This is a genomic window from Pedobacter faecalis (genome assembly GCF_030182585.1).
In the GTDB taxonomy this organism is placed as follows: Bacteria; Bacteroidota; Bacteroidia; order Sphingobacteriales; family Sphingobacteriaceae; genus Pedobacter; species Pedobacter faecalis.
On record NZ_JARXOW010000001.1, the window covers coordinates 357,242 to 384,240 of the forward strand.

23 protein-coding genes are annotated in these 26,999 nt (G+C 44.0%); 14 read left to right on the plus strand and 9 right to left on the minus strand.

The features are described 5' to 3' along the window. Nucleotides 1-15: 15 nt before the first annotated feature. Together QEP07_RS01640 and QEP07_RS01645 are read right to left on the minus strand one after the other, a co-directional pair. Nucleotides 16-474, minus strand: coding sequence for a ferritin-like domain-containing protein (locus QEP07_RS01640; RefSeq protein ID WP_256006200.1), 459 nt, complete (start codon nucleotides 472-474; stop codon nucleotides 16-18). Between the two features lie 58 nt (nucleotides 475-532). Further along, nucleotides 533-1,057 (minus strand): superoxide dismutase family protein, encoded by a 525-nt coding sequence (locus QEP07_RS01645; protein WP_285008221.1) that lies wholly within the window; start codon nucleotides 1,055-1,057, stop codon nucleotides 533-535. Nucleotides 1,058-1,159: 102 nt separating this feature from the next. Here QEP07_RS01645 and QEP07_RS01650 point away from each other — a divergent pair, with 102 nt between their 5' ends. The 7 genes from QEP07_RS01650 (at nucleotide 1,160) to QEP07_RS01680 (ending at nucleotide 10,676) form a co-directional block, all read left to right on the plus strand. After that, nucleotides 1,160-2,740 (plus strand): M1 family metallopeptidase, encoded by a 1,581-nt coding sequence (locus tag QEP07_RS01650; protein ID WP_285008222.1) that lies wholly within the window; start codon nucleotides 1,160-1,162, stop codon nucleotides 2,738-2,740. Between the two features lie 80 nt (nucleotides 2,741-2,820). Continuing rightward, nucleotides 2,821-4,353 (plus strand): malate:quinone oxidoreductase, encoded by a 1,533-nt coding sequence (locus tag QEP07_RS01655; RefSeq protein WP_285008223.1) that lies wholly within the window; start codon nucleotides 2,821-2,823, stop codon nucleotides 4,351-4,353. A gap of 42 nt (nucleotides 4,354-4,395) precedes the next feature. After that, nucleotides 4,396-6,828 (plus strand): AsmA family protein, encoded by a 2,433-nt coding sequence (locus QEP07_RS01660; protein WP_285008224.1) that lies wholly within the window; start codon nucleotides 4,396-4,398, stop codon nucleotides 6,826-6,828. Between the two features lie 2 nt (nucleotides 6,829-6,830). Then, nucleotides 6,831-7,241 carry an OsmC family protein gene (locus QEP07_RS01665; protein WP_256006179.1) on the plus strand — a complete coding sequence of 137 codons (411 nt, stop codon included), beginning with the start codon at nucleotides 6,831-6,833 and terminating at the stop codon, nucleotides 7,239-7,241. A 134-nt stretch (nucleotides 7,242-7,375) separates the two neighbouring features. Then, the gene (gene proB, locus QEP07_RS01670; RefSeq protein WP_256006176.1) at nucleotides 7,376-8,410 is read left to right on the plus strand and encodes a glutamate 5-kinase; all 1,035 of its coding nucleotides are present in this window, start codon (nucleotides 7,376-7,378) and stop codon (nucleotides 8,408-8,410) included. Then, nucleotides 8,410-9,657 (plus strand): glutamate-5-semialdehyde dehydrogenase, encoded by a 1,248-nt coding sequence (locus QEP07_RS01675; RefSeq protein WP_285008225.1) that lies wholly within the window; start codon nucleotides 8,410-8,412, stop codon nucleotides 9,655-9,657. The genes proB and QEP07_RS01675 overlap by 1 nt, the downstream gene beginning before the upstream one ends. Next, nucleotides 9,654-10,676, plus strand: coding sequence for a LacI family DNA-binding transcriptional regulator (locus tag QEP07_RS01680; RefSeq protein WP_285008226.1), 1,023 nt, complete (start codon nucleotides 9,654-9,656; stop codon nucleotides 10,674-10,676). Before QEP07_RS01675 ends, QEP07_RS01680 begins: the two co-directional genes overlap by 4 nt. An 8-nt stretch (nucleotides 10,677-10,684) precedes the next feature. On the opposite strand, the gene QEP07_RS01685 is transcribed toward QEP07_RS01680, so the two are convergent. Then, complete coding sequence (locus QEP07_RS01685; RefSeq protein WP_285008227.1) at nucleotides 10,685-12,418, minus strand: phospho-sugar mutase; 1,734 nt, start codon at nucleotides 12,416-12,418, stop codon at nucleotides 10,685-10,687. A 154-nt stretch (nucleotides 12,419-12,572) separates the two neighbouring features. On the opposite strand from QEP07_RS01685, the gene QEP07_RS01690 reads away from it, so the two are divergent. Next, nucleotides 12,573-13,886, plus strand: a complete 1,314-nt coding sequence (locus QEP07_RS01690; RefSeq protein WP_285008228.1) for an aspartate kinase — start codon at nucleotides 12,573-12,575, stop codon at nucleotides 13,884-13,886. 174 nt (nucleotides 13,887-14,060) lie between these two features. Beyond that, nucleotides 14,061-15,236, plus strand: a complete 1,176-nt coding sequence (gene lysA / locus QEP07_RS01695; protein ID WP_285008229.1) for a diaminopimelate decarboxylase — start codon at nucleotides 14,061-14,063, stop codon at nucleotides 15,234-15,236. Nucleotides 15,237-15,245: 9 nt separating this feature from the next. Here lysA and QEP07_RS01700 read toward each other — a convergent pair whose 3' ends face one another. Genes QEP07_RS01700 through QEP07_RS01710 form a run of 3 tightly spaced genes read right to left on the minus strand, consistent with a single transcriptional unit; the run spans nucleotide 15,246 to nucleotide 19,516 of the window. Next, nucleotides 15,246-15,626, minus strand: a complete 381-nt coding sequence (locus tag QEP07_RS01700) for an SRPBCC domain-containing protein (RefSeq protein ID WP_285008230.1) — start codon at nucleotides 15,624-15,626, stop codon at nucleotides 15,246-15,248. Next, nucleotides 15,613-18,297 (minus strand): DUF3857 domain-containing protein, encoded by a 2,685-nt coding sequence (locus QEP07_RS01705; RefSeq protein ID WP_285008231.1) that lies wholly within the window; start codon nucleotides 18,295-18,297, stop codon nucleotides 15,613-15,615. Before QEP07_RS01705 ends, QEP07_RS01700 begins: the two co-directional genes overlap by 14 nt. 28 nt (nucleotides 18,298-18,325) lie before the next feature. Further along, nucleotides 18,326-19,516 (minus strand): acyl-CoA dehydrogenase family protein, encoded by a 1,191-nt coding sequence (locus QEP07_RS01710; protein WP_285008232.1) that lies wholly within the window; start codon nucleotides 19,514-19,516, stop codon nucleotides 18,326-18,328. Between the two features lie 40 nt (nucleotides 19,517-19,556). On the opposite strand from QEP07_RS01710, the gene QEP07_RS01715 reads away from it, so the two are divergent. Both QEP07_RS01715 and QEP07_RS01720 read left to right on the plus strand, forming a co-directional pair. Continuing rightward, a complete protein-coding gene (locus QEP07_RS01715) occupies nucleotides 19,557-19,934 on the plus strand; it encodes a dihydroneopterin aldolase (protein ID WP_285008233.1) in 378 nt (125 codons plus the stop codon). 5 nt (nucleotides 19,935-19,939) lie between these two features. Further along, nucleotides 19,940-21,337, plus strand: a complete 1,398-nt coding sequence (locus tag QEP07_RS01720) for an FAD-binding oxidoreductase (protein ID WP_285008234.1) — start codon at nucleotides 19,940-19,942, stop codon at nucleotides 21,335-21,337. On the opposite strand, the gene QEP07_RS01725 is transcribed toward QEP07_RS01720, so the two are convergent. Continuing rightward, nucleotides 21,334-21,831, minus strand: a complete 498-nt coding sequence (locus tag QEP07_RS01725) for an acyl-CoA thioesterase (RefSeq protein WP_285008235.1) — start codon at nucleotides 21,829-21,831, stop codon at nucleotides 21,334-21,336. The two genes, QEP07_RS01720 and QEP07_RS01725, sit on opposite strands and share 4 nt — an antisense overlap. Nucleotides 21,832-21,907: 76 nt before the next feature. Here QEP07_RS01725 and QEP07_RS01730 point away from each other — a divergent pair, with 76 nt between their 5' ends. Beyond that, complete coding sequence (locus QEP07_RS01730; protein ID WP_285008236.1) at nucleotides 21,908-22,339, plus strand: Hsp20/alpha crystallin family protein; 432 nt, start codon at nucleotides 21,908-21,910, stop codon at nucleotides 22,337-22,339. 45 nt (nucleotides 22,340-22,384) lie between these two features. On the opposite strand, the gene QEP07_RS01735 is transcribed toward QEP07_RS01730, so the two are convergent. Then, on the minus strand, nucleotides 22,385-22,888 hold the full coding sequence (locus QEP07_RS01735) for a hypothetical protein (protein WP_285008237.1): 504 nt from the start codon (nucleotides 22,886-22,888) through the stop codon (nucleotides 22,385-22,387). 102 nt (nucleotides 22,889-22,990) lie between these two features. On the opposite strand from QEP07_RS01735, the gene QEP07_RS01740 reads away from it, so the two are divergent. Further along, nucleotides 22,991-23,518, plus strand: coding sequence for a hypothetical protein (locus tag QEP07_RS01740; protein ID WP_285008238.1), 528 nt, complete (start codon nucleotides 22,991-22,993; stop codon nucleotides 23,516-23,518). 46 nt (nucleotides 23,519-23,564) lie between these two features. Here QEP07_RS01740 and QEP07_RS01745 read toward each other — a convergent pair whose 3' ends face one another. Continuing rightward, nucleotides 23,565-25,529: a glycoside hydrolase family 97 protein gene (locus QEP07_RS01745; RefSeq protein ID WP_285008239.1), complete on the minus strand. Its 1,965-nt coding sequence runs from the start codon at nucleotides 25,527-25,529 to the stop codon at nucleotides 23,565-23,567. A 110-nt stretch (nucleotides 25,530-25,639) separates the two neighbouring features. Here QEP07_RS01745 and QEP07_RS01750 point away from each other — a divergent pair, with 110 nt between their 5' ends. Next, nucleotides 25,640-26,998 (plus strand): PhoPQ-activated pathogenicity-related family protein, encoded by a 1,359-nt coding sequence (locus QEP07_RS01750; RefSeq protein WP_285008240.1) that lies wholly within the window; start codon nucleotides 25,640-25,642, stop codon nucleotides 26,996-26,998. Nucleotide 26,999 lies beyond the last annotated feature (1 nt).

Here is a 26,999-nt window from a genome sequence, read left to right on the forward strand (position 1 = left end):
AACTAACTAAGTGCTTTAGTGACTTACGTGATCGCGCAGTGCTTTGATCTCATCATGCGATCCACGAAGATCAAATTTTTGCTCCGATACAATTGTTCTAAGGTGTGCTGACAGACTTTCGTCTTCCAAAGCCATTTGATATGCTTTTTGAGCGGCGTCTTCCCCGAATTCGCAGTTGTTTAGTACTGTCTCGCGATCGTGTCCTGTAAACATCGCTTTTACATCCATCCAGGCACGGTATATTTTTCCGGAATTGGTTGTACCGGTTTCAACATCAGATCCAAGTACCTGTACTTCCTGTGCAAGTTCTGCTTTGAGGCGCTGACTTTGAACGATCATTTCGGTGAACAGTGTCTTAAGATCGCTGTCTTCGTCGCGGAGCTCTTCAATTGCTTTCTGATATCCGGCAACTCTGTCGTTGTTGATCTGGATCAGATCATTTAGAATTTCTGCATTTACTTTATTGTTTTCCATGTCATTAAAGGTTTTGATGTATTTGTCTAACATCTCGACTTCGCAATGGTTTGTAAAATTATTTTTTCTCGATGACGCCACAGCCTACTCGCGGACCAGAGTTGCCGGTTGGCTGAGTGGTGTAGTCGTCGGTTCCGCCATGTACGATAATTCCTCTGCCAATAATGCTGTTTACATCATTTTCTGTGACTGTCCACCGGTCGGTTACCACACTGATGTGACCTTTTCCGTTGCTGTCCAGCTGTATGTTCCCAATGTCCCCTGAGTGGTGGGCTCCAGAATCCCATCTGCCATGGGGTTCCTTTGTGGGGTTCCAGTGGCCGTGGGCATTTTCGCCCATATTGCCACAATCGCCGTGTTCATGGAAGTGTACGGCCACAATACTGTCGGCCCGCGCCGGATAGTTAATTTCAAGTTCCATCCTGATTTTGTTGTCATCTTCGGCATAGAAGGTGGCCATCCCCATTTCTTTGTTATCGGCCGTAGCAGACAATTTCGCTGAGGCAATTTCGTGGTTGCCGCCAGCGCAGGAAGAAAGGAGCAGTGCGGCGCCCAATACGATAAGGCTTGAAAGATTTTTCATAGTGAATATATTTTGATTTATATAGAAACATGGAGAACATATAATAGTTTCAGTTGTTATATATTTGGGTACTAAAAACCCGGGGGATTCGTTTAAAACCGCATGAGAAAATTCTTATTTATGCTTATCTTTTCGATAAGCGCTGTTGCGTTCGGACAGGAAAATTACTGGCAGCAGCAGGTTAACTACAACATCGATGTAACGCTGAATGATCAGGACAAGTCGCTTAAAGGATTTGAAAAGATCGTTTACAAAAACAATTCGCCGCAGACGCTTGATTTTATCTGGTTTCATATATGGCCAAATGCTTACAAGCACGATTCGACGGCGCTGTTTAAGCAGATTAAGAATGATACCGCTCGCGTAAAAAAGGCTGGGAACGTTACGCATGGCTATATCGATCAATTATCTTTTAAGGCGGATGGTAAGGTTGCCGGCACGGAGCCCCATCCGAATCCGCAGTATATTGATGTGTTGAAGGTTAAACTCAACAATCCGCTTAAACCTGGAGATTCGGTGGTTATTACAACCGACTTCCGGGTAAAGCTGCCATCGTATTTTTCTAGGTCGGGCTTTGCTGATGGTCAGTTTATGGCTTGCCAGTGGTACCCTAAACCTGCAGTTTATGATAAGGACGGTTGGCATGAGTTTCCTTACCTTGACATGGGGGAGTTTTATGCTGATTATGGCAACTTCAGGGTGAATATTACAGTCCCCTCCGCTTATGTGGTTGGTGCAACGGGTGAACTGAAGTCGGCAGCGGAACTTGCCCAGTATAAGAAAATCGGCGCAAGCAATGCTTCGAACAGAACCAAGCGTCCGCAGTTATATGTTCCATCGGGCAAGGCTGCCACTAAAACGTTGACTTACGTAGCAGAAAACGTTCCCGATTTTGCCTGGTTTGCCGACAAAAAGTTTGTGATACAGTACGATACGGCAAAGCTTGGTTCAGGAAAGATCATTGATGTTTTTAATTACTATCACGATAAAACCCCAACGATCTGGAATAATAGCATTGATTATACAAAAGATGCTGTTAAGAAATACAGCGGTTGGATTGGAGAGTATGAGTATCCGGTAGTACAGGTTGTTGAGGGGCCGGCAAACAATTCAAGCGGGGGTATGGAGTATCCAATGATCACATTGATTACCAGTCCGGACGCCAAAAAGGAGTCGCTCGATGCGGTGATTGCACACGAGGTTGGGCATAACTGGTTTATGAGTATGCTGGGATCGAATGAGCGCAAGCATACCTGGCTGGACGAAGGTCTTAATACCTACTTCCAGTTTAGATATGAGGCTGAAAAATATAGATTGAATTCACTATTCGGGGATGCAATACCGGCGGAGATCCGAGCCCTTCCTGAAAGGGAGTTTCTGCAAAGTCTTTACGGTGCGCTGAGCAGCGTTCCGATGGATTCCCCAATTGATATACCGGCCGACCAATTTAAATCGTCTGAAGAGTATGGGCTTATCTCTTATGTGAAGACAGCGTTGTGGCTATTCATCCTGGAAAGTCAGGTGGGTAGAGAGAAAATGGACGCTGCATTTAAGAGCTATTTCAGCAAATGGAAACATAAACATCCCCAGCCTAAGGACTTGCAGCAAGCTCTAGAAACGAGTTTGGGGATACCACTCGACAACTATTTTAACCTGCTTCATAAAGAGGGGGCGTTCAAGTAGTATCATATTGTTGTTTTAACGCCATATAATCTAAATCAAAAGGCTTTGAAGTGCGTTTAATTTGCTGAAGAATCGTACTTTTGCACAAAATTTCGGAAATGACAGGTAAGACTAGTAATCAGGAGCAAACGGTTGATGTGATATTGATTGGCGCTGGGATCATGAGCGCTACTTTGGGTGTATTGTTGAAAGAATTGCAGCCTGATCAGACTATTGAGATTTTTGAAAGGTTAGATGTAGCTGCTGCAGAGAGTTCAGACGCCTGGAACAACGCCGGTACAGGGCACTCTGCGTTTTGCGAATTGAATTATACACCGCAACGTGCGGATGGTACCGTTGAAACAAAGAAGGCTGTTTCTATTGCCGAGTCTTACGAGGTATCAAAGCAATTCTGGACCTTCCTGGTGAAGCACGGACTTGTGGGATCGCCGGCAGATTTTATAAAGCCCATTCCGCATATCAGCTTTGTGTGGGGGGAGAAAAATGTTGAATTTTTGCGTGAACGTTATAATAAGCTTCAGGAATGCAGGCTTTTTGAGGGAATGGTTTACTCTGAAGATCCGAAACAATTGGCTGAATGGATGCCTATTGTAATGGAAGAAAGGGACAGTAGCCAGAAAGTTGCGGCAACTTGTATGGATCTTGGGACTGACGTCAATTTTGGATCTCTAACAAGAATGATGTTTGGTCACCTGCAAAAGCAGGAGAATGTAAACATGTATTTCGCTCATGAGGTCCGCAAGTTGAAACAAAAGGATGGACTGTGGCACGTTAAAGTTAAGGATGAGACGAGCGGCAATAAACGTACATTAAAAGCTAAATTTGTGTTCATAGGCGCCGGAGGCGGATCTTTGCCATTGCTTGAGAAATCAGGGATTCCTGAGGGTAATGGTTTTGGCGGTTTCCCGGTGAGCGGGCAGTGGTTGAAGTGCACCAATCCGGAGGTGATTGAGCAGCACAATGCCAAGGTGTACGGCAAAGCTTCTGTAGGCGCGCCGCCTATGTCGGTACCGCACCTCGATACCAGGATGATCGACGGGAAAAAAGCGCTTCTGTTTGGCCCATATGCCGGGTTCTCTACGCGCTTCTTGAAGCACGGCTCGTTATTAGATCTGCCTTTGTCGATTAAGATCAACAATATACGTCCGATGATCGCTGCTGGCTTAGATAACCTGCAGCTGACCAAATACCTGATTGACCAGGTGAGGCAATCGCCAGAGGACAGGCTAGAAGCCTTAAAGGAATACTTACCAACGGCAAGGATGGAAGATTGGCAGCTTGAGACTGCCGGGCAACGTGTGCAGGTGATCAAGAAAGATGAGAAACATGGGGGTATACTAGAGTTCGGTACGGAAGTGGTGACAGCTGCCGACGGATCGATCGCGGCATTGCTTGGTGCTTCCCCGGGGGCGTCAACAGCGGTATCTATCATGCTGACTTTAATGGAGCGTTGCTTCCCTGAACGCGTCAATTCGCCAGAATGGCAACGTAAACTGCAGGATATGATTCCGTCGTACGGACAAAAACTGAGCGACAATCCTGAACTTCTGGACTCAGTCCGTAATGAAACATCCGCTGCTTTAGGACTACAGCCAAAGTCGGTGGCAGGATAGCCAAACAAATTCAGGTGTTAAGCGTTTGATGATAAACGCTATATGCCAAAGTGGTCTAAAATTGCCATTAGAATATTCGGTGTGCTTGTCTTGGTTGTGCTTGTTATGTATATGGCCATTGCGGCCTATGTTTACTTTAATAGGGAACAACTTCTCGTAAGTATAACAAAGAAATTAAATGAAAATCTGAACGGCAGGATGACCGTGGAAAGCATGGATCCAACCTTCCTGTCGGGATTTCCCTCTGTTTCCTTCAAACTAAAAAATGTGCTCCTTAAGGATCGGTATTGGGAAAAGCATCGACATACTCTGCTAAAAGCGGAAGATTTCGAAATCGCGGTAAACGCTTTAGCACTCGTAACGGGCACCATTGACATTAATAAGATCAGTATTCATAAGGCGGCCATCTATCTGTATACGGATAGTACGGGTTACAGCAACAGTTCAATATTCGGACGGGGTGGCAGCGGTACAGACAAGTCTGATCGTGGGGCGGGAGATCTTGAGATCGGCAGGTTAAATCTAAGTGACGTCGACTTTGTACTCGACAATCAGAAAGGTTATAAAAAGTTTCACTTTAACGTAGACAGGCTAAATGCGGCGGTCGACTACAACTGGTCGGACTGGACAGCAGATATTCGTTTGAAGACGATGGCCAGGAGCTTGGCTTTCAACACAAGAAAAGGAAGCTTTATTAAAGACAAGATACTGGAAGGGCCGTTCAAAATCAGTTATACCGCTAAGACAGGCATGCTGGAAGTTTGGCCTAATGAACTCAAGATCGGAAATCGCCCTTTTCTCATAAGTGGCCGTTTTGATACATCAGTGCCCGATACGCGGTTTGGAATTAATATTGAAGTCAACGATATACGCTGGCGCGAAGCCGCGGCTTTACTGGCCTCCAATATATCTGCTAAATTAAATATGTTTAACCTGGATAAGCCTATAGATGTATATTGCAATATAGCTGGGGATATGGGCCCGGGCGGTGATCCCACTATTAACGTAAAGGCGATCGTAAAAGATAACGTTTTAAGCAGTCCGGGTGGCGTGGTAAAGGGATGTGATTTTACCGGAACTTTCACGAATAAAAATCTCGCCTCTCAGCCGCAGGGGGACGAAAACTCGGCTATTAAACTCTATAAGTTCAGGGGCACTTATGAGGAGATTCCTTTTTCAATCGATACCGCGTCGATCGTGAACCTTGACGATCCGGTGGCTACAGGTGTGTTTAAGTCACGCTTCGCAATAATTAAGCTCAACAATGTGATAGGCGATAACATGCTTAAGTTTGGTGAAGGCACGGCGGATGTGACACTCGCATACAAAGCGGGTATTGTTGATTTTCAGCTCAACAAACCTTACTTGAAAGGGAAAGTTTCGATAACAAACGGTGATGTAACGTACGTTCCGAGGAAAGTGCGTTTTAAGAACACAGCAATCTCGCTTGATTTCACGGATAACGATCTATTCATCAGAAACATAAAACTGCAAAGCGGGAAAAGCAAGGTGTTTATGGAAGGTTCTATCAAAAACTTTTTGAACCTTTACTACAACGCTCCTGAAAAAATTGTCCTTAACTGGCAGGTAAAAAGTCCGGAGATACATCTGGGAGAGTTCGCGGGCTTTCTTGGAACCCGAAAGCCTAAAGCTAAAAGGCGAACACCGCAGTCAAATTTTTCGGACAACCTTAATGAGGCGTTTGAACGTAGTAACGTAGATATGAATGTAAGCGTCGACAAGCTTTACTATAATAAATTTCTGGCCAGCAATGTAAAAGCCATGCTGTTAGTTTCAGAATCTGGCATTCAACTCAGGAATGTCAGGCTCAGCCATGCCGGCGGGTCTTTAACTTTGAACGGTGCGGTGACACAGCAACGGGGAGTCAACCGTTTTGGCATCCGCACAGTATTGAATAATGTGGACGTGAAGCGACTTTTCTATGCGTTTGATAATTTTGGGCTAACGTCATTAACTGCAGCAAATCTCCAGGGTTTCATGAACGCGCAGGCTAAAGTAGGGGGGCTTGTGAACGACGAGGGCAAACTGGTCAGAAACTCGATGAATGGTAATGTATCGTTTCTTTTAAGAAAAGGTGTACTGAAAGATTTTGAACCGGTAAAGAACGTGGGCAAATTTGCCTTTCCGTTCCGGGATATGGATAATATTACATTCAGTGACCTGAAGGGGCGGTTCGACATACGTGGAGAGAAGATTATGATAAAACCTATGCAGATCAGTTCAAGTGTGTTGAATATGGACGTTTCGGGAGTTTATTCTATGAATGAGGGTACCAATATCGCGGTGGACGTGCCGCTCCGTAATCCAAAAAAGGATGAGGATCTCACAGATGAAAAGGAAATTAAAGCGCGGAGGATGAAAGGAATAGTGTTACATTTACTGGCAACTGATGGCGAGGATGGTAAAATAAAGATTAAACTGAATAAAAATCGCGACAAATCAAAAACTATATAATTATGAAACGTAATGCAACAGCCGTTTGGAATGGCACAATTAAAGAAGGTTCTGGTCATTTAACAACTGGTAGTAAAGTACTTGATCAGACCCAGTATTCTTTCAATAGCAGGTTTGCAGAAGGTATAGGTACCAACCCGGAAGAGCTTATGGCAGCAGCACATGCGGGTTGCTTCACCATGAAACTGAGCCTGGATTTAACTGAGGCTGGCTTCAATCCAGCGTCGTTGGAGACTACAGGCACCGTTACTATCGACAACGGGGTGATCACAAGTTCTAATCTTGTCCTCAAAGCAAGTATCCCCGGTATAGAGGAAGACAGGTTTCAGGAGATTGCCAAGGGTGCTAAAGAGAATTGCCCGGTGAGTAAGGCCTACAGCGTTGATATTTCACTGGATGCCACGCTGGTCTAGTACCTAAAAATGCCGAACCTAAATCCTCCTGTGCGAAAGCTCAGGAGGATTTTTTTATGGAACTGTTTGGGCGTAAAGGTGTATTTTGTATATTTTCGCAAGGCAACCTAAATATTTTTTAAACAAACAAACTAATGAGCAAGTCTATACTTGTTTTGAAGCTGGGTTCAGCTTCTATCACAACGCCTCAGGGAGAGATCGACGAAAGCGTTATTGCCGATATTACCAGACAGGTGGCTATCTTGAATGAAAAACACCACATTATCCTGGTGTCTTCAGGTGCTGTTGCGGCAGGTAAGCGTTATCTGACCAACTATCGCGGACGCATTACGGAGCGGAAAGCAGCTGCGGCTATTGGTAATCCGCTGTTGTTGAATATGTACGCTAAGTATTTCCAGCCCTATGGCATCTCCATTGCTCAAAGTTTGTGCGAACGGCAGCATTTTTCGAAAAGAGCGCAATTTCTTCAATTAAAACAAACTTACGAAGAGCTTTGGAAGAGCGGTATTATACCTATTGCTAATGAAAATGATGTTGTCAGTAACCTGGAACTTAGATTTTCTGATAATGATGAACTTGCCACCTTACTAGGTGTGGGTTTCGGCGCTTCTTTAATTCTTCTTGGCACATCTGTTCCTGGAGTACTGGATAGCGGGGGAGCGGTTGTAAGCCAGATTGACTCTATTAATGATGAAACATTCTCTCTTGCCAATAAAAAGACTTCAGACGTAGGATTAGGGGGTATGACTTCGAAACTCACCTTTGCTCATCTTGCATCGACGATGGGTATTGGTGTCGTAATATTTGGGGCCCGTACGCCGGATGGTGTATTGAAGGCTGTGGAACATCAAACAGGTACATATTGCAAGCCACGGAGCGCCTCGATCTCGGCCCGGAACAAATGGCTGGCGAGCGGAAGCCTGGTAACCGGTAGGCTGATGATAGATAGTGGTGCCTGCGAGGCTATCAGGAAGCGTAAAAGTTTGTTGGCAGTTGGCCTGAAATCAGTTATAGCGCATTTCTCTGACGGGGAAATATTTGAAATCGTAGATGAACAGGAGCAAATCGTTGCCGTTGCCCGGGCAAGAATGTCTTCTGAACGATTTACTTCTGAACTTAAGAAACATAACCTGGAAATCGCTAATGCCAGCGACATTGTGATATTATAATGAAAGTGATACAAGAACAACTGGATCGGGCACTGCGTGCAAAACCAGCAATAGCCGGCATGACAGATGCTGGCAGACAGGCTATTATAAGGCAATTGGCTCAAATGCTGAGCGCTAATAGCGGTGAGATCATCTCAGAAAACCTGAAGGACCTCGCGCGGATGAGTGGGGCGGATCCTAAATTCGATCGATTAAAGCTCAATGAAAGTCGTATTGCCGCGCTGCATGACAGTTTGTTGAAAATAGCGGCCTTGCCCGATCCCACTGGTTGCCTCATTTCGGAGCAGACACTGGATAATGGCCTCTTGGTTCAAAAGAAAACTGTAGCCCTGGGTGTTGTTGGTGTTATTTATGAATCGCGGCCTAATGTTACCGTTGATGTTGCCGCGTTATGTTTGCGTTCTGGAAATGCGTGCTTGCTTCGTGGTGGGCAGGATGCACAGTTCACAAATGCCTTTATCATTAGGCTTATACAAGACGTTCTCAGCAAGGCCGGCGTGAACAGGGATGTAGTGCAGCAGTTGCCTGCCGACCGAAAGTACATCCTTGACATCCTTAAGGCCAAACACTATATCGATGTGATTATTCCGCGTGGTTCTGCGCAGTTGATTAACTACGTCCGGGAAAATTCGCTGGTTCCCGTTATCGAAACCGGAGCAGGAGTATGCCATACCTATATAGAGCGAACGGCAGATATGCATAAGGCCGTAAACATTGTCGTGAATGCGAAGAGTTCGCGTCCGTCAGTTTGTAATGCATTGGATACAATATTGGTCGATGAATTCGTAGCTGCTGAATTTATCAAGGCTTTAGCCTTAGCTTTTTTACCATATAAAATCGAGGTTTTTGCCGACCCTTTAGGTTATGAATTGCTACATGAAGCCGGATATCCTTATCGTAAACGTGCAGGCGCGGAAGATTACGGGAGGGAGTTTTTGGATTTCAAGTGTTCCTTGAAAGTCGTGTCCGGATTAATTGAAGCGCTAGCACATATTGCGATGCATTCCTCGAAGCATTCTGAAGCGATTGTGACAGAAGATAACGAAGCGGCAGATCGTTTCCTGAATGAAGTAGATGCAGCAGCAGTTTATTTAAACGCATCAACACGATTTACAGATGGGGAAGTGTTTGGCCTGGGTGCGGAAATAGGGATTTCGACGCAGAAGCTTCACGCCCGCGGGCCGTTCGCATTAGAAAAATTAGTAACTGAAAAATGGATTATAAAAGGAGAGGGACAAATTAGATGAAACCTACATCAATAAAAGACATAGCGACCCGCGCTAAAGTTTCTATCACGACAGTTTCTTTCATTCTTAACGGGAAGGGCGAGAAAATGCGGATCAGCAGACCTGTCATCGACAATGTCCGGTCGATAATAAGAGAGATGGAATTCGTTCCGAACCAGGTAGCCAGAAGCCTGCGGACCGGAAATACCAAGACCATAGGCTTGATTGTGGAAGACATTTCTAACCCCTTTTTTGCCAGCATTGCGAGGAAGATTGAAGACAAAGCATATAAGCTTGGCTATAAAATCAGTTACTCAAGTACAGAAAACGATGTTCGCAAGGCCAAGGAACTGATCGACATGTTTAAGGCACGTAAGGTCGACGCTTATATTATAGCTCCGGTGCCGGGAATGGAGGCTGAAATAAAGCAGCTGGTGGGTGAGGGAATCCCTGTAGTCATATTTGACAGGAACCTGCATGACCTGGATGTCAATTTTGTTGGTGTAGATAATTTTAACGGAGCATATCTGGCTACTCAGCATTTAATAAACCAAGGTAAGAAGCATATCGGGTTTGTTACGGTTGACCTTGACGTTGATCAGATGAATAACCGCTTTCTGGGTTATAAACAGGCTCTGGCTGATGCTGGAATACCATTTAACGACGAGATTTACAGGGCAGTCGCGTTTGGTAGCAGTGATCTGGCTATCTCCGCTCAATTGATTGAGCTTTTCAGTGAACAACCTGAAATTGACTCGGTTTTATTTTCGACCAACTATTTGGCAATAAAGGGCTTGGGTGCATTAAAAGATTTGGATAGATCGCTTGGTCCCGACCTTGATATTGTATCTTATGACGACCATGACGTCTTTCGCTTGCATACACCGCCGATTAGCGTTATAGATCAGCCCATAGAAGATATGGCTGAAAAGATCATTGATATTTTATTACAGGAGTTGACCCGTAATAAAACGGAAAAACAAATAGAGCAGCGAAGTATGGTAAAAATTGTTCTGCAACCTCGACTTATTGAAAGGTGATTTAGAGGTTAAACCTCTAAATCACTAATAATATTTTTGATTTTTGAACTGAGTTCAGTATTGACTGCTGCAAAAGCATCCCCGCTGGCCAACGGCGCGTTAACACTGCAGTAGAATTTAATTTTAGGCTCTGTGCCTGATGGTCTTGCCGAAATGATGCTCCCGTCTTCGGTCACAAACTGAAGCACGTCCGACTTAGGTAAAGCTAACTGAGACTTACTACCTGATTTTATGTCGGTTTCGATTCCCAATTCGTAGTCTTTAAGCGTGATAACGTCTGAGCCTCCCAATTTCGCAGGCGGATTTGTTCTGAATTTTTCCATCATGGCTTTTATTTCTTCAGCGCCCGACTTACCCTTTTTGGTTATCGACACAAGCTCCTCTTTATAAAAGCCGTACTTCACGTACATGTCAAGTAGCGCGTCATACAAACTGCTGCCCCTATCTTTATAAAACGCAGTCATTTCAGCTATGAATGCACAAGAAATAACTGCATCCTTGTCGCGCACAAGCTCGCCGATAAGGTAGCCATAACTTTCCTCGCCCCCGCCTATAAAGGTCTTCTTGCCTTCAAGTTCGGTCATCATCTTGCCGATCCATTTAAAGCCGGTAAGTGTATTGTAACAGGTAACGTTCTTCGCAGCTGCTATGGTATCAATCAGGTTAGATGTCACAATCGTTTTCACAATATATTCTTCCCCGGTGAGTTTGCCTTTTTCTTCCCAGGCGCTCAATAGGTAATTGATGAGCAGGCTTCCAGTCTGGTTGCCGTTCAACAGCTCAAAATCTCCATTGCTGTTCTTTACTGCGATACCCACGCGGTCAGCGTCCGGATCTGTAGCCAGTACGAGGTCGGCGTCGATTTCTTTAGCTTTCTCCAGTGCAAGTGTAAGCGCTTCTTTTTCTTCCGGGTTGGGATATATTACTGTGGGAAAGTTTCCATCTGGTGTACTTTGTTCTTCAACCAGGGACACGTTTTCAAAGCCAAATTGCTTCAATGCCTGGGGGACAAGCGTAATACCGGTCCCGTGGATCGGAGAGAAAACAATCTTAAGATCTTTCTGCCGCGAGATCGCTTCGGGTGAAACCGACAGTGCTTTGATTTTATTCAGATAAAGCTGGTCGATATCTTCACCGATAAACTCAACATTCGCGTCGATGCGGTTAAAATTCACCTCATCTATGCTTGTTATCGCCGCAACCTCTTCCATCACCATTTTATCGTCCGGGGAAGTAAATTGTCCGCCGTCGGCGCCATACGCCTTGTAACCGTTATATTCTTTTGGGTTATGAGACGCTGTAAGCATTACGCCACTTTTACAGCCTAATTCCCGAATGGCAAAAGACAATTCAGGTGTTGGCCTCAGGGCGCTGAAGAAGTATACGTGTATGCCATTGGCAGAAAACACATCAGCTGTTACCTTTGCGAATACATCTGAGTTATTTCGGCTATCGTGCGCTATGGCTACTTTAATTTTTTCCGCAGGGTATTTCTTTAAAAGATAGTTGCTCAATCCTTGCGTAGCAGTCCCAATGGTATAACGGTTTATGCGGTTAGAGCCGGCTCCCATAATGCCCCTTAATCCACCGGTGCCAAACTCAAGGTTCCTGTAAAATGAGTCAGTAAGCTCAGTATAAGCCTGCTGATCCAATAAATCCTTGATTTCCTGCTTGGTAGCATCGTCATAATTACCATTTAACCACTCGTTTACCGTACGTTGGATTCCTGTTTCTAGCTGCATATTAAATTGTATCTTTTTTTATATGATGTTCTGGAAACAAATAAAATAATCTGAAGGTTTGTTGCGTATTTTATTTAATTTCACGCCCTAATATAGGTATAACATCATTTACATAATATAAACAGACGATAAAATTTAAATATTCCGAAAGAAAATGAAAGTATTAAAGTTTGGAGGAACGTCAGTAGGAAGCCCTGAGCGAATGAGAAGATTGCTGGATATCATTAATCCGGCTGAAGAGCAGATCGTAGTTCTTTCAGCAGTTTCCGGCACCACAAATAGTTTAGTCGAGATTTCAGCCAAACTTTTAGCAGAAGAGAAACAGAAAGCCTTTGATCTCATTGGAGCATTGAAGGAGAAATATAACGAGTTTGTGGCCGACCTCTTGCCTGAGGGGCAATACCGGCAACAAGGTCAGGAGCTGATCGACTATCATTTCGGCTTTTTGACAAACCTGGCGAGTGATCTTTTCACACCGTTGGAGGAAAAGGTTGTTCTGGCGCAGGGCGAGCTTTTATCTACCACTTTATATCACATTTATCTGAAGTCTATCGGCATTGCTTCGGTACTTTTGCCTGCGCTGGACTTCATGAAAATTGATGAAGACAATGAACCTGATATTCCTTATGCAACGACTCACCTTAAGCCTTTGCTGGATCAACATGCAGATAACAAGCTGTTTATCACTCAAGGGTTTATATGTCGGAACAGTTTTGGCGAAGTAGACAACCTCAGACGTGGCGGGAGTGATTACACGGCATCGCTCATAGGTGCGGCTATATTGGCTGAAGAAGTGCAGATATGGACCGATATTGACGGTATGCACAATAATGATCCGCGTATTGTAAAAGGGACTAAACCCATTGCCCATTTAACATTTGATGAAGCTGCTGAATTAGCATATTTTGGCGCGAAGATTTTGCATCCGCAGTCGGTATTTCCTGCACAAAAATATCAGATTCCTGTGCGTTTGCTTAACACTATGGAACCGGGTGCCCCCGGCACGATGATTTCCACTCAAAGCGAAAAAGGGAAAATTAAATCCATAGCTGCGAAGGACGGAATTACTGCAATTAAGATCCATTCAAGCAGAATGTTACTGGCTTACGGATTTTTAAGAAAGGTTTTTGAAATATTTGAGCGTTACAAAACACCGATTGATATGATTACCACGTCTGAGGTAGCCATATCATTGACAGTTGATATGACGGACAACCTGGAAGCAATTAAAGAAGAGCTGCTTGCATTCGGAACAGTAGAGGTTGACCGCGACCAGTCAATCGTTTGCGTAGTTGGAGATTTCAGTGCCGAAAAGCACGGATATGCGGCGCGTGTATTGGATGCTATCAAGCACATACCGCTGCGAATGATATCTTACGGCGGAAGTGATTACAATATTTCATTGCTAATTAATACTGAGGATAAGGCGGAAGCGCTGAAAAGTCTGCATAACCGGCTTTTTGACTAACGCCGTTTAAGCCAAAACAAAACTGCAGCTACAATTAGCAATAACAGAATAAAAAATCGTTTTCGCTTATTGTACTCATAAGTGCTGATCCGCCCATTGCGATAGTCGATATAATTACCTGCGTAGATAAGTGCGCAAAATACAATAAAACTGATAATAAGAAACTTAAACACGATGTTTTCTTCTAAAGATATTTCTGATTTTGCTGAGCTGGAAACCCCATTTTACTACTATGATCTCAACCTGCTTCAGCAAACTTTGCTAGCTTGCGCCGACGCGGCTAAGGTATATAATTTTCATGTGCATTACGCGATGAAGGCAAACTTTAACCCGAAGGTTCTGGATGCGATAAAGCTCGCCGGACTGGGTGCTGATTGTGTAAGCGGTGGCGAGGTAAGTAAAGCTTTGGAGGTAGGTTTTGATAAGCGTAAGGTCGTTTTTGCTGGTGTGGGTAAATCTGATAAGGAAATTGTAGCCGCGCTAAACAGCGATATCTTCTGTTTCAATGTTGAATCCATCCAGGAACTGGAAGTCATTAACGGACTTGCTGAAATACATGGAAGGCGTGCCCGGGTTGCGATTCGTATCAATCCGAATGTAGATGCTCATACACATCATAATATCACTACTGGGCTGGATGAGAACAAGTTCGGGATCAATTCGTGGGATTTACCGGCATGTGCCGAGATGCTTAAACAATCGGCTCAGCTCGACTTTGTTGGTATTCACTTCCACATCGGCTCACAGATTACCAATCTTGACGTATACAAAAACCTTTGTGTACGCGTTAACGAGTTTGCTTCATGGTTTGAGGAGCGTGGGTTTCTTGTTAAAGTTCTCAACGTTGGGGGTGGACTGGGTATTGACTATCATAATCCGGACAATCAGATTCCTGATTTTGACGCCTATTTTAAAATATTCCGTGATTTTCTGGAAGTTCGGCTTAATCAGGAGGTGCATTTTGAACTGGGGAGGGCACTGGTAGGTCAATGCGCATCACTGGTAAGCCGAGTTCTATATGTGAAGAATGGCAAAAAGAAGAATTTTGTCATACTTGATGCTGGTATGACTGAACTGATGCGTCCGGCACTTTACCAGGCCTATCATCAGATTGAAAATCTGAGCAGGAGAGAGCACGTTCAGCTAGCCAACTTGATAAAATATGATATTGTAGGCCCAATTTGCGAGAGTACTGACTGTTTTGGGAAGGAAGTGGAGCTTCCGGAAACCTTTCGTGGCGATTTCGTTACGCTAAGAAGTGCGGGGGCATATGGAGAAGTAATGGCTTCCAATTACAACCTCAGAAATGAGCTGAGGTCAGTATACACGGTTAATGAGCTCGCGGACTAAACGCGAGCTCTATTCTTCAAAGAAATCAAGTAGTCCGCCAATGAAATATTCATTCAATCCTTCGGTAAAGTCAGCATAATCTTGGTCTGGGATATTCGTCTGAACAAATTCCATCGAAGTTCCCTTCTTATCCTCATGAAGTTTTATGGTAACAATTGATGCTTCCTCCTGGTCGCCGAAGTACCACTGCTGAACGATTTTTTTGCCATATTCAAAATCGAGGTTTTTGCCGCTTATGTCTCCATCCCACAAGGAAAATTCTGTGTCAGGGGCATCCGTAAACACAACTTCTGCTCCTGTCCATAGTTGTATGCTTTGTGCCTTGGTTAATGCCAGGTACACTTCCTCCGGTGAAGCGGTTATGTAGGTATATCTCTTAAATGTTCTCATGTTCTATTTCAGTAGCTTTTATCTCTACCTGAGGTTTCTGCTCATAAAGGTTTGTATAATATACACCGAGTGCCGACTGCCATGCAAATTTAGGATATGTGAACACAAATGTATCCCTGACTCGTTCAGATTTTAACAAATATAAAATCCAGGCAAAGCTGTAAAGAGTACCAAAGATCACCTGAACTACCGCTTCGGGTGTTGTAAAAGATACGTTTTGAGATCTGTTGATCAGCCCGCCTACCAAAAAGTCCGACAGCAAGAGTACTATATTGATCGCTGTCAGAATGATGAAATGTTTCGGAAATTCTCTCCTGCGCTGAAAGAAAATCACCATGCAAAATATACTGTACGTAAAGAGGATTGAAAACAGAATTGTTTCAAGCAGGAAATAAGATTTGAGTGGAAGAGCCCAACTACCAAAGCTTGTGATGTTCATCCATACTGTCTTGTTGAATACACCCGAGTTCAAAACTCCATGTATCAGTAGAATTGGGAGAACTACGATACGTATTGCAAGCAATATTAACCAGCCTTTGATCTCTGTTGCATTCGCAATAGCGTTTACATTAAAAGTGCTCGGTGTTTTAAACAGCCGGAAAAAGATAAAACCCGAGACCGCGGCAGCAAGCATATACGTGATCGCGGTAAATTGATTCGGGCCAGTCGCTGTTTCAGCGTTTATGCTTCGTCTGACGTAATGAGTCAGATATTCGTCGATCTTTTTCACATCTTTTGCGTATGCTCTGGCTTTATCGGAAGCTAAAAAAGAAGACATGTTTCGATAAGTATAACTAAATCTTAATTCCCGGTCTCGCTGACTGGTGTAAATATCAAAATGGTAGTCGCCGGTTTCAACCTGAAAACTGTCTTCAGATGGACTGACATCGTAAGGCATATCTACAAAGATATTCTGCTCCACATTCAAGTCTTCATCTAGCAAAACGGGCGACAATCTGGCGCTTATCGGGATCTTCCGAAGATTAGCGTTGATAATATCACCATAGAAATAAACCACCTTGTCTTTTATTTCGTCGTTGTCTGCCCAGATATTCTTGATTTCATACGATTCAGTAACTTCGATGGTATTCGATTCTTCATGATCTTCTACTTTTAGCGATTCTGCGACTGAAATGTCTGGATACATATTCTCGAAGTATTCAAAGAAATTTTTCTCCATGCCGTCAAGACCAGATTCGGCCAACTGCTCACGAAATGTGTCGGCGTAATTGCTCGTATATATACTGGTTACAACCAGGTTAGTTGTTGCGTTAGTGGTAGTGTCTGCCAAATTAAAGCGCAAATTACTGGTTAATTTCCCGAGAGTTTTTCTTTCAATCAAATCCAGCTTATTATTTCCTTTTTTCAGGACCAGGACATATCCATAGGGCGGCGGATAGAAGTCGTCGAATCCGCCACGTTGGTAACTCATTGTCGGATCAATCCATGTGTAATAATTATCAAGGTTAACTACTACAATGACATGGTTAAAGGCAAATGGGCTGGGTAATGATTCATTGGTCTTAACTGTGGTATAAGTATTTGCATATACCAGGCTGGCATCAATTCCCTTGGCTTTCAGCAGTTCTACCAGGAGGAGTGACTTATCCTTACAATCGCCATAGCGCTGGGTAAGGATCTTTTCCGGTGGGTTTGGCTTGTGCGAATAGATTCCTGTTTCTATACCCATGTATCTGATCTCATCCTGCACAAATCGGGTAGCAAGTGTGATGTACTTCTTCTTATCATCGCCGGCCAGATCAGACAAATCTTTAACCTTCGTTTTCAACAGTATCGAATTACTTTCTGGATAATGACTTACATTCAAACCCCACTCTACCACTTCTGACCAGTTTTTATACTCCGATACTGCTGTCCGGCTAATGGGGTTATACCAGGACGGTTCATAATCCACCGTTCGATGAGTTTTTGTTAGCGTACTTTCCCATTCATAGATACGCATGCCTGCTTTTTGTGAAACGCGTCCAGGCGTCTTATTTCCAAAGTCTTTTAACTTTATTGCTCTTTTGTTTGAAAAAATTATATTGGTATAAAGATGGCCAATGCTACTTCCGCCCTCAAAATATAAGGTGTTAGCGTACTTCTTTCCATATATTGGATTTGTACCTTTCAATGTATATGCAAATTCAATACGGTCGCCCTTTCTTACATCTTCTATGAGAAAAAAAGCGTCATATGTGCCACTATATATAAATCTGGAAAGTTCCTTTTCCGTCTGAAGCACCTTAAAATTAGCTTTGTTTAGTTTGTCGAAAGCCTTGCCTCCTCTCCACAAAATGACTTTGTGGAAAATCAACTTCTGAAAGCTCGGGTCGTATTCAACGCTTATCTGGGAGCCATACTGAACCCCTGCATCCGAGACGATTTCACGAATGACACGACTGTACTCTTCGTGAAGTTCGGCATGATTCTGATTTTCAACGAACGATAAAAAATACCCATCCGATATATCTTTAGAAGCCGGCCTGGTGTTTTTTGGTTCAACCTTGACAAGCCATGTGGGAAACTCGCGGTCGATTGAAAAGTTCTTCTTCTGTGCCACAGAAGAAAGACCAGGAAGTAGTAGAAATATTAGGACAACGGCGAATAAATTCCGGATGAGGAAATTCAGCAGGCATCTGTTGCAAGATGAGAACGTTATTAAAAGCATATAAATCAGAAATTGCTAATTTAATAAATTACTTGAAAGCGTTCAATCCTGTAATATCCATTCCCGTAATTAACAGATGAATATCGTGTGTGCCTTCGTAAGTAACAACTGACTCGAGGTTCATCATGTGACGCATCACCGAGAACTCACCCGTGATCCCCATCCCGCCCAGGATCTGTCTGGCATTTCTGGCGACGTCAAGCGCCATTTCCACACTGTTACGTTTTGCCATCGATATTTGTTCAGGAGTGGCGCGCCCTTCGTTTTTTAAAATCCCGAGCCGCCAAACCATAAGCTGGGCTTTAGTGATTTCGGTGATCATCTTGGCAAGTTTCCTTTGCTGCAATTGAAAGCTACCTATAGGGCGGCCAAACTGCAGGCGTTCCTTCGCATATCTCAAAGCGGTATCATAGCAATCCATTGCAGCACCTATGGCACCCCAGGCGATTCCAAAGCGGGCTTGGTTTAGACAGTCGAGCGGACCCTTCAAACCGATGGTGTCGGGGAGTATATTTTCTTTTGGAACCCGGACCTGATCAAAAACCAATTCACCTGTAGCTGAAGCGCGCAAACTCCATTTGCCATGAGTTTCTGGTGTGGAAAATCCTTGCATGCCACGCTCCAGTATCATTCCTCTAACTTTTCCTTGTTCGTCTTTCGCCCATACAACCGCAATATCGGCAAACGGAGCGTTAGAGATCCACATCTTCGCACCATTGAGAAGATAATAGTCTCCCTGATCTGTAATCCGGCTGATCATTCCGCCAGGGTTAGATCCATGATCAGGCTCGGTTAGCCCAAAACAGCCCATTAGCTTTCCGCTGGCAAGTGCCGGAAGGTATTTCCTGCGCTGCTTTTCTGTACCATACCTGAATATCGGATACATCACAAGAGAGCCCTGCACGGAGGCTGTCGACCGTATGCCTGAGTCACCCCGCTCGATCTCCTGCATCAAAATCCCGTACGATATATAGTCAAGTTCTGCTCCGCCGTATTCGGCGGGTATTGTTGGCCCAAATGCTCCAAGATCTGCCAGACCATTAATCAGTTGCTTTGGGAATTCCGCACGCTGGGCATAATCTTCAATTATGGGGCTGAGTGCTTTTTTTACCCATTCACGTGCTGAGGATCTTACCATTTTATGTTCCTGGGATAGTAGATCATCGAGAGCATAGTAATCGGGCGATTCGTACAGGTCTTTTTTTGTGTGAATGTTCATTTTTAAGCTATATTTGGCTGGTCGGTACCAGCCAAAGTTAATGAATTCGCAAAATTTTACCCAAACTGTCGCCCTGCGCGACGTAAAGTGTTATGCCTATCACGGCTTTTATCCTGAGGAACAGCTTACGGGGATCTATTTCAGTGTCGACATAGTGGTCAATTTTGTCCCTAACGGCGACACAGAGGATATAGAGCAGACTGTAAACTATGAGGTTCTTAATAATATTATTATTGAAGAGATGCAGCGGACTCAGAAGATGCTTGAGACCGTTGTACGCAGGATTATAGATCGTGTAATCTCTGGTTATCCCTTTTTACGCACTGCTGAAGTCAGTATTAAAAAGCTGAGTCCGCCGATGCCAGGGCAGGTTGGACACTCTTTCGTACAATTAAAATACTGTTCAGACAACAACTGAATATCATGCTATACAACTCCGTCACCGAGGAAATTCTTGAAAAGATTCGTCATACTGCAGGAACTGCCAATGTCTTTGTAGATGATGAATCACTTGAAAAATATGCACAGGATGAAACAGAAGATCTGAAATATCGTCCGGAAGTAGTGGTGAAGGCTGAAACTCCTGACGTGATTGCCGCTTTACTCAAACTATGTAATCTTTACAACATTCCTCTGACCCCGAGAGGGGGAGGTACAGGACTGAGTGGCGGCGCTTTGCCGATACATGGCGGTATCCTGCTTTCTATGGAGCGCTTTACAAATATCATAAATATAGATACGGCAAATCTGCAAGCTGTTGTTGAACCGGGCGTTATCACCGAAGAATTTATAAATGCAGTAGGGGAGCACGGTTTGCTTTATCCTGTAGACCCGTCCAGTAAAGGGTCCTGCTTCATAGGTGGAAACGTGGCGCATTGTTCCGGTGGACCGCGCGTGGTAAAATATGGCACTATCCGGGAGTATATTCTGAATCTGGAGGTCGTACTGCCTTCGGGGGAGATTATCTGGACCGGGGCCAATACGCTGAAGTATGCTTCGGGATATAATCTTACACAATTAATGATCGGATCGGAAGGCACATTGGGTATAGTAACGAAGATTGTGACCAAACTGATTCCGAAGCATCAGCATAGCGTGCTCATGCTCGCAGAATTCTCCGGGAACGAAACGGCGTGTGCGGCAGTTTCGGCGATATTCAGAGCTGGTGTGACCCCTTCGGCGCTAGAATTCATGGAGCGAAAAGGGGTTGAATGGGTGATCCGCTACGACGATATCCGCTTTGACGTTAACCCCGGGGTGGAAGCTTATTTACTTATAGAGCTGGATGGTGACAATATGGACAACATCTTTCAAGATTGTGACAGGGTAAACGAGGTGCTCGAAGCATTTGGCTGCAGTAACGTGTTATTCGCAGATACTGCTATGCAAAAAGAGGAGTTGTGGCGTATGCGCCGTACGATGGCTGAATCAGTCAAATCCAACTCCGTTTACAAAGAAGAGGATACTGTGGTGCCTCGGGCAGCTCTTCCCGAACTTATTAAGGGAATAAAGGAAACGGGCAGTCGATATGGATTCGATAGTATTTGTTACGGACATGCCGGCGACGGAAATCTGCATGTAAATATTATCAAGGCTGGCATGAGTGATTCCGACTGGAAGGAGAAATTAAAAGATGGTATCGCAGAGATTTTTAAACTCACAACGGCATTAGGCGGAACGATATCCGGCGAGCATGGTATCGGGCTTGTTCAAAAAGAATATATGCCGATCAAATACTCTGAAGTACACCTCGGAATTATGAGGGCTATTAAGAGCGTATTCGATCCTAATCATATCCTTAACCCGGGAAAGATCTTTTAATGTTCGTTTAGCTGCTCAAAAATCAGCATCTTATTTCTTTCGTTATGAGGTATTTGCACTGGTGCGTTCTGCACATAGCTGAAGGCTACACAGACGGTTTTTCCTTTACTGCATATGACCTCATCGTTGTTCTTCTGCTTTACGAAGAGGTATTCTAACTCAAAACTTGTATTTCCTATTTTCGATGTGCGCACATATATGCTGATCTTGTCGTCAGGCAGAATTGGAACAATATAATCGAGGCTTGCCCGGGCTATAATAACCCCTGTCTTTTTCCAATCCCATTGTATGGCCTGTTTCCAATATTTGCTTCGGGCGATTTCCATGAAAGTGAAATACGCGGCGTTATTTACATGCCCCATCATATCAAAATCCGCAAACCGGGTTTCTATCGTAGTCTTATACTTGAATGTGTCTACATCGATCTCCGTACTTTCTTCTGTCGTTTTGTCTTGTTGTTTTTGTTTTTTACGCCAAAATGTCTCAAAAATCATAGAAAAGCTTGTTGGTATAAGAGTTGACTAACGTTGTTAGGTAGATAATAAAATTGAAACTTAATAAGAATAAACAATGACACTAGTAAAATTTAACAACCGTACCAGAAACACCGCACCTTATTTCAACAATGTATTCGATTCTTTGTTTAGCGAAGCGATAAATAAAAATCTGACCGTAAATAAAGTGCCTGGCGTAAACATTCTGGAAGATGAGCAAGGTTATAAAATTGAACTTGCAGCTCCGGGTATCGGGAAAGAAGATTTTCAGATCAACCTTGTCAAGAATACGTTGACGATATCGTCAGATAAAAAACAGGGCGAGACAGAAGAAAAGAAGAATTTCACCCGGAAAGAATTTGAGTATACCTCATTTTCAAGATCTTTTGTGTTACCTGAAAGCGTAAATACGGACAGTATCGAAGCCCATTATCAGGATGGTATACTCCGTATTTCTATTGGCAAAGAAAACAGTCAGTCACAGGTGCGGGATATTAAGGTTTCTTAAAAACCAGCTTGACATAAAAGGCAGCACCTTAGGTGCTGCCTTTTTTTATTTCTGTTCCATTCGAAGCAGTTCCTGTTTTAATTCCTGCACACGTTGCTCGTATTGTCTGCTCTCCAGATAAAAATATATCGCAAAAGCCAGGAATATCTTGCCTAGCAAAAAAACAATGAGGAACAGCCAGCGCCAAATTTTATGCACACGCATATGACTGGAGTTGCCTTCAACCTCAATATAGTTCTCCCTGGAATTCGTGTTGCTCCTGCGGTCTTTACTCCGACCGTCAGGATATGGGCTGAATGGAGTCTGAATAAGTTCATTAACGCGGTCTTCAATTTTATTGAAGGTAGACGGAGGCGGAGGTACTCCCAAATTCATAGTAATATGACTTATATCTGCTTCAATCTCCTCCATAGCCAAAGCTACTTGAGGGAATCTTTCCTTAAGATGCATCAATTCCTCAATCTCCTTGTCGGATGCCGAACCAAGTAAGTAACTTTCAATTACTCCACTCTCTATATACTTATCAATCTCCACAGTTTTAAGAAGCACATGCTACACGCCTAAAGTACGGTCTTTTATCGAACCCGGCAAAACATAAATTGAATCTCCGGGTGGATGCTAATCTACATACTTAATGTTTAACTTTGAGTGATGAAATGTTTTTTGTTCCACATACTTCTTTTGATATTTACTACAACCGGATTTGCACAGGTTAGCTACACTAGTGCCATACTCGATCAGGAACCATATTTTGCCAGGTACGCTGCCAAGCCCTCAGATTCCCTGTTTCAGAAAGATATACAGATCATACGTGGTTCTGTAAAACTCGATAGTATTGATGCTGAAATACTAAAAGCACCGGTTTTGGCTGCACTGCTTGTTGAGCAGGTGCGGAAAGGCAAGCCTGCGACATACCGCACTATTATAGAGTTTATCACTTTGTTCAAAACAACGCCTGCGTACCAAGATTTTCGCACAGGTGTTCTCCTCTATAAGAAGTTAGAAGCCATAAAGGTAAACCTGGATCATTGGGATGATGATAAAATGCTATTTGTGAGGCTTGGCTGGACTGAGAACGACCTTGAGGATTTTAAGAGTTTTATAGAGAAACAGCAACCAAAACAAATGACCTACAAGGATGCCTATGTCCAATACATGAAAGAAATTGAATCTCTATAAATAAAGAAGGCCCCGTTTCAGGGGCCTTCCAGAGAGTTTCTTTTACTTAATTGATTACAGCAGCAAAACCACCATTACGAACCATCTTCACAGGTATCGAGTCGCCGGCTTTAACCTGTATTGTTTTCTTTCTATAATCCATGGCCTGTCTGCCGGCATTAATTCCGTCCTCAAAGTACGTCATCGTGTACGTACGTCCCTTTTCCAGGAAGTCGAGCGCTACCGATATATTTCGCTCCTCTTTCTTGCCATTCGTCATACCGCCAATGTACCATTTGTCCCCTTTGCGTTTTGCTACAACAGCGACTTCACCTACCGTAGCTTCAAGAGCTTTTGTTTCATCCCAAGTAGTCGGCACTTGAGTGATAAACTCAGTACATTCCTGGTTTTTATAATACAATGTCGGATTATCCGCGAGCATTTGCAATCCACTCTCAAAAATCACGAACAATGCAAGCTGATAAGCCCTTGTGCCAATACTGGCGGCATTCGGCCGTTCGGCACGATAGACATTCGGCTGCATGCTGATCATTGCGCCCGGTGTGTAATCCATTGGGCCGACCGCATTTCGCATGAATGGAAGGAAAATACTGTTGTCAGGATAGCAGCCACCCATCTGCTCCATACCCCGCACACCTTCGTAAGAAATCACATTCGGGTATTTATATTCCAATCCCGCGGGTTTAAAGGAGCCGTGGAAATCAACAAATAGTTCATGTTTAGCGGCTTCTTTTGCAACATTTTCATAGTAATTAACCATCCACTGATCGCTGCGATCCATAAAATCGATTTTGACACCCTTAACTCCCCAGTCTTTAAAGGTCTTAAACAAATCCATGTTGTTGTGAACAGTAAGCCATGTAAGCCACAAAACGACGCCGACATTTTTTTCTTTTCCGTAGCGGATGAGCTCATGAACATCAACTTTCGGATTTGGCGTGTAAGGATCACGCGTGCTGTTGGCCCATCCTTCATCCATGATGATGTATTTCATGCCGAACTTTGCAGCAAAATCAATATAATATTTATAAGTCTCAAGGTTGTAACCGGCAACAAAGTTTACATCCGGGCCGTAAGGGGAGGCGTCATTCCACCATTCCCAGCTCACCTGACCTGGCTTCACCCAGCTAGGGTCTTTGATCACACTTTTCGAAGCGAGCTTCAGTGTCATGGTGTTTTCCAACAACTGCTTATCCTCTTTTGTAATCACAAAGTACCGCCACGGGAAAGTCCTTGATCCGGTTGTTTTCGCAATATAGTCGGCCTCTTTCAAGATCTTAACACTACGGTCGCCATCATCACCGAACTCAAGCGGAACTTTAGGAAAAGTTGCGGCCATGCCGTTATCACCTGTACCCTTTAAAAACATACAAGGATAGTCAGACAAATCAGATTCGCTGATCAGTACCTTATATTTCTTTTTCGTGTCAATAAGAACAGGAAGCGTAGACATCTTATTTTCCGGCTTCCAATCTTTAGAGGCCAAATGTGTGTATATCTCTTCGTAAGCTGTCTTAAACCCGCCAGCCTGTTGAAGGTGTAAGGCATACTCGCCAGGGAAATTTACAGAGAAGTCTTCGTTTAATATTTCTATCGAGCCTTTCTTCTTAGTTATAAAACGGTATGCTACACCCTCATCGAAGGCGCGGAACTCTACCGCGTAATCTCCTTTGAAATTCAGTAGCAAAGAGTTGTAGTCGTTCTTTACGGAAGCATATTTTAGCGCAATATAGGGTTTCAAAACCTCATTACCCTTAAGCCTTTTCGCGCTCAACAGTCTGGGGTTACTGCCCAGCGTTTCGTTTTTTAAATCCAGCGCAAGATGGTTTTTTTCAAGAAGAGTTTCGCCGTCGCAGGAAACCGTGTAATAAATCCTGTCGGCTATGTTGAGGGATACCTTAATTTCTCCATTCGGCGAAGACAACTCCTGTGTCTTGCTCTGGGCTTGTAAGCCCGTACAAATACCTGCAACAGCGATCAGCAGCAGTAACAATTTTTTGTTAAAATTCATTTTGTGTTTATTGGTTGGTTAATAGATGCATAGATATGCACGGCCTTAAAGGTAGCAATTCATTTTTATTATTCTTAAATTACCCTTCTATTAGCCCCATTAGTTTTGTTATGAAACTCCATCTCCGTACCATACGCCTGCTTTGTTTGTTTCTGCTCGGTGTTTGCCAGGCTGCCTTCACTCAGCCATCTGTTACGCCTTCCACGGCCTTAAGTCATTATGTGAACAAGGCCGACAACGCTTATCAGTGGCAGATGCGCGACAGTTACGAGGTAGGCGGCGTCAGGGCGTATCGCATACTTCTCACTTCCCAGCAGTGGCGCTCACTAACCTGGAAGCACGAACTTATAGTTTTAGTGCCTCCTGGTAAAATAAAAGAGGATGCTCTGCTGTTCATAAGCGGTGGCAGCGTCGGAAAGGAGGGTTTGCCTAACTGGTCATCTTCAGGTGACGCTGCACTAAAGATGTTTGCAGGTATTGCCAGCCAAAACGGGGCTATTGTTTCTATGCTCAAACAAACGCCCAATCAGCCACTTTTTAACGGATTGTATGAAGATGCATTGATCTCTTATACGCTGCATCGTTACAAATCCGACAACGATTACACATGGCCTTTGCTCTTTCCCATGGTTAAGTCGGCCTGCCGTGCCATGGATGCGGTACAGGAATTTTCGAAATCTGAGCTTCAGCATTCTCTCAAGGGATTTGTCGTATCCGGGGCATCAAAGAGGGGCTGGACCACATGGCTGACCGCTGCCACGGATAGCCGCGTAAAAGGCATAGTACCAATGGTGATTGACATGCTCAACATACCTGTTAGCATGAAATACCAAATTACCAATTGGAACGATTATAGTCCACAGATCCAGGATTATGTAAAACTAGGCCTGGTGCAGGACATGGGTTCGGGATTAAGTAATGACCTGGTACAAATGATCGATCCCTACAGCTACAGGAAGGTCTTGACAATGCCTAAATTAATGATCATGGGAACCAACGACGAGTACTGGACCGTTGACAATGTGAAAAACTATTTCAATGAACTTTCCGGCAACAAACAGCTTAAATACGTAGCCAATGTCGGCCATAACCTTGGTGATTTTCAGGAAGCCGCGGATGCGCTCAGCGCCTTCTTCGGATATACAGTTGACCATAAGGACTATCCGGTTTGCAGCTGGAAGTTGGCCGTGTCGCAGTCGTCCTTAAAACTCGACGTGGCCAATAGCGGCGGTAAAGTCACAGAGGTTACGTTGTGGGAGGCCAGTTCGCCCGATCGCGATTTCAGAAACGACAGATGGAGCAGCAGACCTCTTAAAATCGCTGGTGCGAAGCGGTTTATCGTCAGCGAAACCTTGCCGTCGAAAGGTTATAAGGCTTTTTATCTGGACCTGAAATATATTAATGAACAGGGGCGTGCTTACAGGCAAAGTACCAGGGTGTTTCTGCTCGGCAGCAGCGGTGTTTTATAGT

Coding starts and splice junctions, on each gene's coding strand:
- proB (WP_256006176.1), top strand. CDS start 7,376: ATGAGCAAGTCTATACTTGTTTTGAAGCTGGGTTCAGCTTCTATCACA.
- QEP07_RS01640 (WP_256006200.1), bottom strand. CDS start 474: ATGGAAAACAATAAAGTAAATGCAGAAATTCTAAATGATCTGATCCAG.
- QEP07_RS01725 (WP_285008235.1), bottom strand. CDS start 21,831: ATGATTTTTGAGACATTTTGGCGTAAAAAACAAAAACAACAAGACAAA.
- QEP07_RS01720 (WP_285008234.1), top strand. CDS start 19,940: ATGCTATACAACTCCGTCACCGAGGAAATTCTTGAAAAGATTCGTCAT.
- QEP07_RS01730 (WP_285008236.1), top strand. CDS start 21,908: ATGACACTAGTAAAATTTAACAACCGTACCAGAAACACCGCACCTTAT.
- QEP07_RS01700 (WP_285008230.1), bottom strand. CDS start 15,626: ATGAGAACATTTAAGAGATATACCTACATAACCGCTTCACCGGAGGAA.
- QEP07_RS01685 (WP_285008227.1), bottom strand. CDS start 12,418: ATGCAGCTAGAAACAGGAATCCAACGTACGGTAAACGAGTGGTTAAAT.
- QEP07_RS01750 (WP_285008240.1), top strand. CDS start 25,640: ATGAAACTCCATCTCCGTACCATACGCCTGCTTTGTTTGTTTCTGCTC.
- QEP07_RS01740 (WP_285008238.1), top strand. CDS start 22,991: ATGAAATGTTTTTTGTTCCACATACTTCTTTTGATATTTACTACAACC.
- lysA (WP_285008229.1), top strand. CDS start 14,061: ATGTTTTCTTCTAAAGATATTTCTGATTTTGCTGAGCTGGAAACCCCA.
- QEP07_RS01710 (WP_285008232.1), bottom strand. CDS start 19,516: ATGAACATTCACACAAAAAAAGACCTGTACGAATCGCCCGATTACTAT.
- QEP07_RS01715 (WP_285008233.1), top strand. CDS start 19,557: ATGAATTCGCAAAATTTTACCCAAACTGTCGCCCTGCGCGACGTAAAG.
- QEP07_RS01665 (WP_256006179.1), top strand. CDS start 6,831: ATGAAACGTAATGCAACAGCCGTTTGGAATGGCACAATTAAAGAAGGT.
- QEP07_RS01645 (WP_285008221.1), bottom strand. CDS start 1,057: ATGAAAAATCTTTCAAGCCTTATCGTATTGGGCGCCGCACTGCTCCTT.
- QEP07_RS01650 (WP_285008222.1), top strand. CDS start 1,160: ATGAGAAAATTCTTATTTATGCTTATCTTTTCGATAAGCGCTGTTGCG.
- QEP07_RS01690 (WP_285008228.1), top strand. CDS start 12,573: ATGAAAGTATTAAAGTTTGGAGGAACGTCAGTAGGAAGCCCTGAGCGA.
- QEP07_RS01705 (WP_285008231.1), bottom strand. CDS start 18,297: ATGCTTTTAATAACGTTCTCATCTTGCAACAGATGCCTGCTGAATTTC.
- QEP07_RS01660 (WP_285008224.1), top strand. CDS start 4,396: ATGCCAAAGTGGTCTAAAATTGCCATTAGAATATTCGGTGTGCTTGTC.
- QEP07_RS01675 (WP_285008225.1), top strand. CDS start 8,410: ATGAAAGTGATACAAGAACAACTGGATCGGGCACTGCGTGCAAAACCA.
- QEP07_RS01745 (WP_285008239.1), bottom strand. CDS start 25,529: ATGAATTTTAACAAAAAATTGTTACTGCTGCTGATCGCTGTTGCAGGT.
- QEP07_RS01680 (WP_285008226.1), top strand. CDS start 9,654: ATGAAACCTACATCAATAAAAGACATAGCGACCCGCGCTAAAGTTTCT.